This window comes from Treponema berlinense, from assembly GCF_900167025.1.
Taxonomy (GTDB): Bacteria; Spirochaetota; Spirochaetia; order Treponematales; family Treponemataceae; genus Treponema_D; species Treponema_D berlinense.
Window position 1 is genome coordinate 151,146 of sequence record NZ_FUXC01000006.1, and the last position, 10,440, is coordinate 161,585.

The window sequence follows — 10,440 nt, forward strand, 5'->3', positions numbered from 1 at the left end:
CCGATGGCTTGAAAATTTCGATTTATTCAAGTTTGTGCTCGACTTATTCAACCGGAATTAAAATATCTGTGCCAGAAATAATCAAGTCAGGATTCTTGATTTTATTATATCTCGCGATTTTTTTATACCGCCATGGATTTTTGTAATAGGCGTCAGAAATATCCCACAAAGTGTCGCCCCAGCGAATCCTGTATTTTATGTCTTTTGCTTTTTCGACAGGTTTTGGAGCCGGCGGAACAGGAACAACAACTTCCGGTTCAGGAGCAACTACGACAGTGTCTTCGACCGCTTCTGGAGCAGGTTCAGGCTCAGCTGCAACTTCTTCGTTCTGAATGTCCTGTTGAATATCGGAATCCTCTGTTTGAGAATTATTTTCCGATAAAATTTCAGTTGGCTCTTTTTCTTTGTGATTTTTGAGCAGGTTGTATTTTGAAGGAACTACAAAAAGAATAAGCAAGGTTGCGATTACACAAATTATTGCGCATACAACGCAGATTATTACCGGAACGCGGGTTTTCTTTTCTGTTTCTTCTTCCTCGTCATAAGAATTATTTTTTCCGTCCAAAGTTTCCTTGTCGTAAAGGTCAGAAAAATCCATTGCCGGACTGGCAGAAGCAACCGGAGAATCAAGAGCCGAAGTGTCAAAATCGATCTCGTTGTTAGTTGAATCGAGGTTTGTTTCGTTAAAAACAGGATCGTTCTTAAAAGCCGGATCATCAAAATAACCGCTCAAACCCTCAGGTTTTGCCGAATTTTCGGTAACGGTTTTGTCAAAATCTGGAAGCTCAAAGTCTTCTGATTTTAAGTCAGAAAAATCGTCATTTTTCAAATCTGCAAAATCGTTGTCCTTCAAACCGGAAAAATCGTCGTCAGTTTTGGAATCCAAGCTGTCTTCTGGAAATTCCGGCAGTTCAAAATTGTCCGCAGCGTCAAAATTATCAGCTTCTTTAGTTTTTCCATCTTTAGTTTTTTCAGAAGTCTTGTCAAAATCAGGAATTTCAAAATCTTCAGAAACAGGATTGCTGTCGTCTGATTTTTCCTCACTTTCCGCTTTTTCTTCGGCTGGAGCGTCAGTTTTTGTGTCAAAAGCAGGCTCGTCTTCAGCCTTAAAACCTTCCGCCTGAGGTTCATCGTTTTTAGAATCCGGATCGACTTCTGCAACGTCGTTTTCAAGTTCGCTGTCAAAACTGAACGGAACGGTTTCAAATTCAAGTTCTTCCGGTTTTTCTGCCTGTGCGCCTTCTTCAGGCTCCGAAAAATCTGAATCTTCGACAGTTTCTGCCGCAAAATCGTCTTCGGCAAAAGTCGGTTCGTCAAGGCCGGCAGCAATTTCCGGAATTTCATCAATTTTGTCTTGTCCGGCGCTGTCTTTTTGTTCTTCTGAAAGTTCAAAATTGGCAGGATTTGCGCGTTCAGCGAGCGTTCTGCTTACGAGAGTAACGCTTGTTTCGCTTTTACGGCCGGTTTCTTCATCAATCACTTTTGCATCGAGTTCATTTTTTTCATTCAAGGCAACAGAAAGGTGCAGGTCAGCTTCGCCATTTGGATGCGGAACAAGATTAGAAACTTCCAGAGTATCAACGTATTGAGCATCTTCCATTGAACCACTTTCAGAACGGTACAAGTCAATCTGAACTTTGGTCTGTCCGTCTTTTACAGTTGTTAAATCGAGCTGGTAAGTTTTTGCAGTTCCTTCTTCAAGAATTGGATAAAAAGAACCGTCTGCAAGTTTAATACCGATTGTCTTCATAAATTACCTCGAAAAAAAAGCGGCCAAAAAAGGCTATTCAATTAAAGTTTCGGCAAAAAAATCAAAAACCAATAGAGATTTAAAATTTTTTTGCGGTTTTGGAGCGCAATTTGCTCTCAAACCGGCTCTTACTGCAAGTCCTCCTTCGCTTCGCTCTGTCTGGTCTTTCCGTGCGATCCGGGCTAAGAAAAAACTTAAATATTCCATAAATATTATAAAGCCGAACATTGATTTTAGCGAAAATTTCTTAAAAATAATAAATTGTTGCTATTAAGACTTATTACTATTTACAAACCGCTTTTTTTGAGTTATAATAAATTCATAATGACAGCTCGAAACACAAAACAAAGGGATTTGGTTGCAAAACTCATGCAGAATAATTTTTCTCATCCGACTGCCGACGAAATTTACGAAAATGCGAGGTTAGAGAATCCGCATATCAGTCGAGGTACGGTTTACAGAAATTTAAATTTTCTGGCAGAGAGCGGAGCAATTCAAAAAATTGTTGTGCCAAACGGCGCTGATCATTTCGACAGCACTCTTGAAACTCATTATCATTTTAATTGCAGCGTTTGCGGAAAAATGTTCGATGTTCCGCGCAATGTTACTTTAGAAATTCATAATGCGGTTGAAGAGATGCAAAAGCAGGGTTTTTCTATCGAAGGACACAATTTGATTTTTACAGGAATTTGTCCTGAATGTAGAAAAAACGGGCAGAATTGACGGATGTGCTTTTTGGGCGCTAAAACTTTTCAAAAAAAATCCATAAACAAAGGAGAAACAGTCAAATGGAAAACATTAAAGGAACACAGACAGAAAAAAATCTTCAGGCAGCGTTTGCTGGAGAATCACAGGCAAGAAACAAGTACACTTATTTTGCAAGCAAGGCACGTAAAGAAGGTTTTGAACAGATTGCAGATATTTTTGAAGAAACTGCACACAACGAAAAAGAACATGCAAAAATCTGGTTCAAACTTCTCAATGGTGGCGAAATCGGCACAACTGCAGAAAACTTAAAGGCAGCTGCAGAAGGCGAAAATTATGAATGGACAGACATGTACGCTGATTTTGCAAAAACAGCAAAAGAAGAAGGTTTTGAAAGAATTGCAAAACTTTTCGAAATGGTTGGCGCAATCGAAAAACACCACGAAGAGCGCTATCTCAAACTTTTGAACAATGTTGAAAAAGAACTTGTGTTCAGTAAAGACGGAGATGCAATCTGGCAGTGCGCAAACTGCGGTCATATCGTAGTAGGCAAAAAAGCGCCGGCAGTTTGTCCTGTTTGTGCTCATCCTCAGAGTTTCTTTCAGGTAGAAGCAGTAAACTACTAAAAAACAAACAAAAAACCCTGCCAGATTTTCCAAATCAGGCAGGGTTTTTTATGCATATTTTGCCTAGTTTCTAAAACTGTGGATTGGAGCTGGAATTCTTCCTCCGCGGTTTATAAAGTCGGCGCAACCAAATTTGCTTACCGGCATTACAGGGCAGCCACCCAAAAGACCGCCAAATTCAATCCATTCTCCTGCTTTTTTGCCAGGAGCCGGAATCAAACGTACAGCCGTAGTCTTTGAGTTTACCATTCCAATTGCAAATTCGTCCGCCATAATTCTGCTGATTGTCGTTGCAGGAGTGTCGCCTGGAATTGCAATCATATCAAGGCCGACAGAACAAACTGTCGTCATAGCTTCGAGTTTTTCAAGACAGATAGAATTCTGTTTTACAGCGTTAATCATGCCTTCATCTTCCGAAACAGGAATAAATGCTCCAGAAAGTCCGCCAACGCTTGTCGAAGCCATAACTCCGCCTTTTTTTACCATGTCGGTGAGCATTGCAAGAGCAGCCGTCGTTCCCGGACAGCCGGTGCCTTCAAGACCAATTTCTTCAAGAATCCGCGCAACCGAGTCTCCAACTTCCGGAGTAGGAGCAAGCGAAAGGTCGAGAATACCAAAATCAACGCCAAGACGTTTTGCCGCCTCAGTTCCAACAAGCTGGCCAAGACGCGTAATCTTAAAGGCCATTTTTTTAATTCCTTCGGCAAGTTCGTTAATTGGACGTCCTTTGTAGTCCTTGGCCGCAGCCAAAATAACGCCAGGACCAGAAACTCCAACGTTTATAACCGCATCTCCTTCGCCAGGACCGTGGAAAGCACCAGCCATAAACGGATTATCTTCCGGCGCATTGCAGAAAACAACGAGTTTAGAACAGCCGTTAACCGCGCAATCTTTGCTTTCTTCGGCAGTTTTTTTGATAATTTCTCCCATCAGTTTAACTGCATCCATATTTATGCCGGATTTTGTCGAACCTACATTCACCGACGAACAAACAAAATCCGTCGTAGCGAGCGCTTCCGGAATAGATTCAATTAAAATTCTGTCAGCAGGAGTAATTCCCTTTTGAACAAGCGCGCTAAAACCGCCGATAAAGTTTACTCCAAGTTCTTTTGCGCATTTGTCGAGAGTGCGGCAATATTCAACGTAAGAAGTCGCATTGCTCGCTCCAGCCACAAGCGAAATCGGCGTAACAGAAACACGTTTGTTTATGATTGGAATTCCAAATTCTTTTTCAATGTCCTGACCGGTTTTTACAAGATTTCCGGCTTTTTTCATAATCTTGTCGTAAATCTTCTGATTCGCTTTTTTTGCGTCCGAATCCGCACAGTCTAAAAGCGAGATTCCCATCGTAATACAGCGCACGTCGAGCTTCTGCTGCATGAACATATTTACAGTTTCCTGAATTTCAACCGGTGTAAAGAGCATAATTCCTCCAACATTTAGGGCGTTGCGTCGCTTTGCGCCGCCAGGCTTTTCATGGTTTCATTCTTCAAAAACCAGCGATTTCGGCAGGCTCAACCGCCGCTTTTTGAAGAACGCTACGCGCCATTCCAATCCTTAACGCAAATCAATTTTATCTTAAAACACATTGTTGTTCAAATAAATGTCGTTTTTTCACACTTGACTGTAATGCCTTCAAAAGTATATTATTACTCATACCCTTGGAAACTATAGGAGCTTTTTATGGCAGCAAACAATAAAGAAGAAAAAAAACTTAATCCGTTTGTAGAAGGCGTTCTTGGACTTGCTTCTCTCGCATTGATTACAGTTGTAGGATTTTTTGTATTCTTCGCATTTGACATTCTCCTCTTGGATTTTGACCCAATCGGAAAACTCGTACAGTTGATTTTCTAATTTTTACTAAAAATCCGTAAGGAACTGAAAATTTGGCAAAAGACCGGCTCATTTTTTGAACCGGTTTTTTTTATTTTACAGAAAATTCACTTCAATTCACTTCAAAAAATTACAAAATTATTTTTCAATAACGACAAGGTTTCGTTCGCGTTCTTCGCCTTCCTTTGTGTTTTCCGTCAAAAAAGGAACAGTCAGTTTTTCAATTACGTATTTTGGAGAAGAAGATTCCAGAGCTTCCATTTCTTCGCTTATTTTTTCGGCTTTTGCCTTGTAAGCCGCAAGTTTTCCGTTGTCCTTTAAAATTCTTCGCAAAACTTTGAGCATTTTTTTGTCAAGTGGTCTAAACGCCCTAAAAACGCAAAGGTCAAAGCGTTTTTGAGCAAGTCTTTCCGCCTGATTTTCTTCGACCGTAACATTTTCAAGATTCAGTTTTTGTGCACAGGTCAAAAGAAAATTGCATCGTTTTGACATTCTTTCTACAAGCGTAAAATTTAATGACGGAAAAGCGGTTGCCAGCGGAATTCCCGGAAGTCCTGCTCCAGAACCAATGTCCGCAAGCATAAGGTTATTGCAACCGAAAGAAAGTTCAGTTCCTGATTTTTCGACAAGACCGGCGCACAGGGCGGCGACTTTTTCTGCGCCGCTCAAACTGTCCAAAATGTGGCGGATTACAGTTTCGTCGTAGTCTTCTGTATTTATAAGGTCGAATTTTTCGTTAAATTCCAGAAGCGTTTTTATGTAAATGTCCATTTTTTCTTCAAGTTCCGGCAACGGAAGCGTTTTTATTCCGCAAAAGTCGCCTTTTTCAAAACCAAGCTGGACAAGTCCTTCGTGAAGATAATTCATAAAATGCCTCTTTTTAATAAAAATTTTATTTTATTAAAATTTATAAAAAAAATAAAAATCGAAACCGAAATTCCAGATTCAGTTTTTACATGCTCAAAAGCAAATCCAGATTTGTTCCGTCTTTTTCCGCTTTTAAAGTTACAAGATTTCCTGTCTTGTAGGCGTAAAGTTCACCAAGCTGAGATATTTTGTACAGATAAGACGAATTGTTTTTTTCTGTCTGAGAAAGCGCCGTCGTTGCGGTAAATTTGTTGCTTCCGTTGGTTGCTCCATCCGCCTTAAACAAAATATAAAAAGTTTCCGAAAGATTTTTTCCGTTTAACTGATATTTGCAGTCGCCGGTCAACAAAAAAGTTCCGTCAACCTGCGGCTCAGAGAAAAAAACTGTCTTGCAGGCAGGTTTCAGGTTTTGACCGTTTACCAAAAATCTCAAAATCGACTGATTTTTTTGAGGAGTTTTTAAGGCTTCGTTTTGAGCAAAAATTGACGCGTTTTGCGCAGAAGCTCCAAAATTGCCGGTTTTGAGAGTTGAATTTTTTAAGCTTTCAAGTTCCGAAAGAATTTGCCTCAAATAAATCGAATTTTGTGCGTCCAAGGTCAAATTTTTTGAAGAATTCAGAGAATTTAACGGATTTGCCTGATTTAGCGAAGAACCGAGGATCGAAAGTCCAGAATTTTCGCTGGAAAGACCGGAAAGCCCTCCCAAAATCCCAAGACTGCTCAAATTTGAGAGGTCGCCTGCGGTAAGATAATTTTTTAATTCGGAAAACTGGGCGTTTTTGTCGGAAAATGCCGTCGCTGTAGAGTTTTTTTCGGTTTCCAGTTTTTTTGAACCTGAATCTTCATTTTTTGAAGAAACTGTGTTTTTTGCGCTGGAAAGAGCGTTTCTTCGTCCGCTGTAAAATTCCGCATTTCCCGGAATATAAAAACCTTTTCCGAGCGAAGGCGAAGAAATTGTCGGCATAGAAGTCGAAGGCATCTTCGGTTGAGCCGGAATTTCCAGATTTTTTTGAGCAGAATTCTCCTGAGCAAAAATTGGATTTTCAGTTTTTGCGCTGAGAGTCAAAATAAATACGGCAGACAAAAAAACAGTTTTTTTACAGATTTTCAAGGCTTTCTTCCACATATTGCAATCGCTGCTGGAGGGCAGTGATAGTTTTTTCCAGACGATTTTTTTCTTTTTCGAGTTTTTGTCTTGGATCGTCGTTTTTGTGCTGTTTCATAAGCTGGGCAACAGTGTCGGCAGGTTTTCCTTCAAGAATCTGCTGTTCTGCAGCCTGACGGTCTTCCGATTTTTTTATTGACGCAACTTTTTTCATATTGTCAAAACCGATTGCCGGATTTACTTCCACCATTCCAACTTTTGTAATTTCTTTTGCAGTTGTGCGCGGCAGACACAAAACGCGGTCAAGATAATCCTCGTACCGAATATTTGACTTTTCGCAGAGAGCATGAGCCTGGCTCAAAAGCCTTCCAAATTCCTGCATCAATTTTCCGTTTACTTCTATATAATCGCGGCGAATTTTCTCAGTCAATTCCTTTAATTCAGGAGATTCTTCAATCGAAATCTTATAAATTCCAAGGCTTTCCGCTTTTTGCAACAAGGCATGGAATTTAGCCCAAAACGCCGCATTGTGCGCTTTTCCGCCAGCCATAATTTTTCCGCCGCTTTCGGCAAGTTTTTCTTCGTTTACAAGATGGTGGGTATATTCGTGAATCGCCGTATAAATAAGCTGATTGTCTTCCTTAAAATTTTTATTGTGCAGTAAAATTTCTCTGGTTTCCGGGTTGTAAAGTCCGTTTACCCTTGTCGATTCTTTTCCAGTCAAAATTACCTGAAAATCCAGTTCCGTCGGCTGAATTTCCAAAAGTTTTTGTTTAATAGTTTCGTTATCCATAAGTCGAATTATAGTCAAAAAATTTTAATTGGTCATTAAAAAAAATCAATTTTTAATTTTTGAATTCCGGGCCATTTTTGCTGCGCAAAAACCGGGCTTTCCGCACTTCCGCGTCTTTGCGCTCCATTGTTTTGCCCTGCAAAACAACGCCTTCGGCGGTGCTCCAATCCCTTGTCCAAATTTTGTATTTATTCCAAAAATCCCATCGAGTTTAAAATAATGCTTGCCGCAACTGTCGCCGCTGTTTCGGTTCTTAAAATTCTGCAGCCCATCGAGCAGAGCGTAAAATTGTTTTTTTCCAAAAGGTCGCGCTCGTCGTCTGTCCATCCTCGTTCGCTTCCAATCGCCGCAACAATTTTTGCCGAACCTTCTTTTTCCAAAAAACTGCGCAAACTTTCTTTTGGGCGGCGGTTGTCCAGGGCAATTAGCGAGGTTTCAAATTCGCTGTCGTTTTTTACAAGATTTATTGCTTCCGAAAGCGATTTTGCAACAACCAGTTCCGGAACATGTGTGCTTGCGGCCTGTGCCGTTCCGTCCAGGAGCATTTTGTATGCAGAACCGTCAGAAACAACATTTGAGTCAAGATAAGATTTTTCGGTTAATTTAGTTCCAGTCAGAATAACCTTGCAGCAGCCAAGACCTGCAACATCGCGCAAAAGCCTTCGCAGCTGAATTGGACGCGGAAAACCAATAATCAAAGTGAGAGGATAAAGAGGTTTGCCGCGTGTTTTTGGCACAAAAGAAAAACTGATTTGTCCTTCGCCGGAAATTTCTGTAATTTGGGCAATTCCTGCCGCACCGCCAATAATTCCTGCATCAAAAGTGTCGCCAGGCGTTTTGTGCAAAACTTTTATAATATGCTGTGCCCGTTCATCGTTTTTATTTAACGGTTTTAAAATTTCTTCACTCGTAAAAAGACAAATATTCATAAAAATTCCTGTTGTCTAAGAAATCTCTTAGAATGACCTAATTTTAGATTTTTTTTATAGATTTTACAACGAAAAGAAATTTATAATAAAACAAGTTGTTTTTTTTCTTAAAAACTATCAAAAAATCGAGCGGGAGGTAGTAATGCTTTATAAAAAGAATTTGTTCTTTGCAGTTTTTGCAACGCTCTTTCTCGCTTCTTGCGATCTTGATTTAAGTTTAACTACGGAAGCAGATTCTTCTACAACTTCTTCCACAACGGCTTCAACTGTTTCCTGGGATGCTTCTCAGAGCGATATTTTTGAGCTTTCGGCAGATGTAACAACCGTAAATATTTCAAATGCAACTTCCGGAAAAACACTTTACTTTGTAAGGAGAAACACCGGTTCAGAAACTATCAGTTCAAAAAATATAAGAACTCTTACAGCTGCAAGCCAGAGACAGGCCGATTCTGATGTTTCAGAAGATTTTTTAGAATTCGATGAAGAAATTCCAAATCTTCAAAAAGGTTTTGCCGGCTGCTTTATTCCTGAGCAAATTGATTTAAAAAATTATGCTTCTTCTGCACGCTCTGTTTCTGTCCCGTCCGGAACTGCAATCAGCGGAAAAACAGGTGAAACAAAAGAAATTTACGTGGACAATAACACCAATATTTCAACTTTCGTCCAAAAATCCGCAACTCTCCGCGCAGTTGGAACTTACTGCTATGTCTGGGTTGTAGACGATTTTTATTCTTCAACTGCCGGCGAAAACAAAGTTGATTCTGCAATTGCCCAAGAATATGCGGACGCCTTTGACAAGATGTATCCTATGATAACAAATGTTTTTGGAAAGGAATCTGATGTAATTTTTTATTATTATGGGTGGCGCAATATGGAAGATTACAGCAGCACTGGTACAAAAATAAATATTGTTGTTTACGACATTGGAAACGATTATTCCCTTTCCGAAAATCAACAATGCGGAATTGTCGGATATTTTTATGCAAAAGACTATATTTATAATTATTCAGAAAAGGGCGTAACTTCAAATAACGGAAAATATTTTTATATAGATTCCGGATATGCAAATTCGAATTTTGACACTACGATTTCTACTTTGGCGCACGAATTTCAGCACATGGTAAATTATAACCAGAAAAAGGTCTCGCACGATCTGACCAGCGGTCAATGGTACAACGAAATGCTCAGCATGCTCTGTGAAGATATGATGCAGGAGCATTTGGGAATTAAAGACGAAGATTCTCCTAAAGCAAGGACAAAAGTTTTTAACGAATATTACTACTATTCTGGAATTAGCGAATACAATTCAAAAAATCAAATTTGTTCGTATGCAACTGCATTTTCGTTTGGTTCGTTTATTGCCAGAAATTTTGGCGGAGCGGAACTTGTTCAAAAAATCAGTAAAAATTCTCTTGTAGATAACGATTCAATAACAGATGCTGTAAATTCCTTAAATGGCACAAAGTACACTTACGATGATTTGTTTGAAAAATACTTGCTGAAATAGTCAAGAAAAGTGCAGTCCCAAATACCCCTTAAATTAAGCTGCTATTAACATAGCTGTTTTTGACAGCCTGTATTTAGTTGGAGGAAAACCTCCGTTTACAGTGCTGATTCTTACAGTGTTGTAGTAAGCAAAAATGTATCTCCAGACTTCTTTTTTTACTTCTTCGGCTGTCATTTTTGTCGTGTCCATCTGATAGATTTTTTCCTTTTTAAGGGTAGCGAAAAAACTTTCCATTCTGCAGTTGTCGTAGCACTTTCCGACATCGCTCATGCTCTGGACAATATGCAGCTGTCCAAGAACCTTCTTGTAAGCCTTGCTTGTGTAC

The 10,440-nt window shown here is 39.7% G+C and carries 11 protein-coding genes; 4 read left to right on the forward strand and 7 right to left on the reverse strand.

Annotated elements, in window-relative coordinates:
- Nucleotides 1-43: 43 nt before the first annotated feature.
- A complete protein-coding gene (locus tag B5D47_RS11670; protein ID WP_234969938.1) occupies nt 44-1,750 on the reverse strand; it encodes a LysM peptidoglycan-binding domain-containing protein in 1,707 nt (568 codons plus the stop codon).
- 324 nt (nt 1,751-2,074) lie between these two features.
- Here B5D47_RS11670 and B5D47_RS06520 point away from each other — a divergent pair, with 324 nt between their 5' ends.
- Both B5D47_RS06520 and rbr read left to right on the forward strand, forming a co-directional pair.
- Nucleotides 2,075-2,473: a Fur family transcriptional regulator gene (locus B5D47_RS06520; protein ID WP_078931029.1), complete on the forward strand. Its 399-nt coding sequence runs from the start codon at nt 2,075-2,077 to the stop codon at nt 2,471-2,473.
- A 65-nt stretch (nt 2,474-2,538) separates the two neighbouring features.
- A complete protein-coding gene (rbr, locus tag B5D47_RS06525) occupies nt 2,539-3,081 on the forward strand; it encodes a rubrerythrin (RefSeq protein WP_078931030.1) in 543 nt (180 codons plus the stop codon).
- 63 nt (nt 3,082-3,144) lie between these two features.
- Here the strand turns inward: rbr and B5D47_RS06530 are convergent, their stop codons facing one another.
- Nucleotides 3,145-4,506, reverse strand: coding sequence for a PFL family protein (locus tag B5D47_RS06530; protein WP_078931031.1), 1,362 nt, complete (start codon nt 4,504-4,506; stop codon nt 3,145-3,147).
- A 258-nt stretch (nt 4,507-4,764) separates the two neighbouring features.
- Here B5D47_RS06530 and B5D47_RS11445 point away from each other — a divergent pair, with 258 nt between their 5' ends.
- Nucleotides 4,765-4,935, forward strand: a complete 171-nt coding sequence (locus tag B5D47_RS11445) for a hypothetical protein (protein WP_159443503.1) — start codon at nt 4,765-4,767, stop codon at nt 4,933-4,935.
- 117 nt (nt 4,936-5,052) lie between these two features.
- Here the strand turns inward: B5D47_RS11445 and rsmG are convergent, their stop codons facing one another.
- The 4 genes from rsmG to B5D47_RS06550 form a co-directional block, all read right to left on the reverse strand.
- Complete coding sequence (gene rsmG / locus B5D47_RS06535) at nt 5,053-5,781, reverse strand: 16S rRNA (guanine(527)-N(7))-methyltransferase RsmG (protein WP_078931032.1); 729 nt, start codon at nt 5,779-5,781, stop codon at nt 5,053-5,055.
- An 85-nt stretch (nt 5,782-5,866) separates the two neighbouring features.
- A complete protein-coding gene (locus tag B5D47_RS06540) occupies nt 5,867-6,892 on the reverse strand; it encodes a hypothetical protein (RefSeq protein ID WP_078931033.1) in 1,026 nt (341 codons plus the stop codon).
- Nucleotides 6,879-7,679 (reverse strand): hypothetical protein, encoded by an 801-nt coding sequence (locus B5D47_RS06545; RefSeq protein ID WP_078931034.1) that lies wholly within the window; start codon nt 7,677-7,679, stop codon nt 6,879-6,881. The genes B5D47_RS06540 and B5D47_RS06545 overlap by 14 nt, the downstream gene beginning before the upstream one ends.
- Before the next feature lie 188 nt (nt 7,680-7,867).
- A complete protein-coding gene (locus tag B5D47_RS06550) occupies nt 7,868-8,608 on the reverse strand; it encodes an RsmE family RNA methyltransferase (protein ID WP_078931035.1) in 741 nt (246 codons plus the stop codon).
- Between the two features lie 142 nt (nt 8,609-8,750).
- Between B5D47_RS06550 and B5D47_RS06555 the strand changes: the two genes are divergently transcribed.
- Nucleotides 8,751-10,115 carry a M30 family zinc metallopeptidase gene (locus B5D47_RS06555; RefSeq protein WP_078931036.1) on the forward strand — a complete coding sequence of 455 codons (1,365 nt, stop codon included), beginning with the start codon at nt 8,751-8,753 and terminating at the stop codon, nt 10,113-10,115.
- 33 nt (nt 10,116-10,148) lie between these two features.
- Here the strand turns inward: B5D47_RS06555 and B5D47_RS06560 are convergent.
- A partial coding sequence (locus tag B5D47_RS06560; protein ID WP_234969940.1) for an IS3 family transposase occupies nt 10,149-10,440 on the reverse strand: 292 nt, incomplete at its 5' end.

Bases quoted from the DNA above. Each gene is read 5' to 3' on its own strand.
- B5D47_RS06555 (WP_078931036.1), top strand. From the start codon at position 8,751: ATGCTTTATAAAAAGAATTTGTTCTTTGCAGTTTTTGCAACGCTCTTT.
- B5D47_RS06520 (WP_078931029.1), top strand. From the start codon at position 2,075: ATGACAGCTCGAAACACAAAACAAAGGGATTTGGTTGCAAAACTCATG.
- rsmG (WP_078931032.1), bottom strand. From the start codon at position 5,781: ATGAATTATCTTCACGAAGGACTTGTCCAGCTTGGTTTTGAAAAAGGC.
- B5D47_RS11670 (WP_234969938.1), bottom strand. From the start codon at position 1,750: ATGAAGACAATCGGTATTAAACTTGCAGACGGTTCTTTTTATCCAATT.
- B5D47_RS06530 (WP_078931031.1), bottom strand. From the start codon at position 4,506: ATGCTCTTTACACCGGTTGAAATTCAGGAAACTGTAAATATGTTCATG.
- B5D47_RS11445 (WP_159443503.1), top strand. From the start codon at position 4,765: ATGGCAGCAAACAATAAAGAAGAAAAAAAACTTAATCCGTTTGTAGAA.
- rbr (WP_078931030.1), top strand. From the start codon at position 2,539: ATGGAAAACATTAAAGGAACACAGACAGAAAAAAATCTTCAGGCAGCG.
- B5D47_RS06545 (WP_078931034.1), bottom strand. From the start codon at position 7,679: ATGGATAACGAAACTATTAAACAAAAACTTTTGGAAATTCAGCCGACG.
- B5D47_RS06550 (WP_078931035.1), bottom strand. From the start codon at position 8,608: ATGAATATTTGTCTTTTTACGAGTGAAGAAATTTTAAAACCGTTAAAT.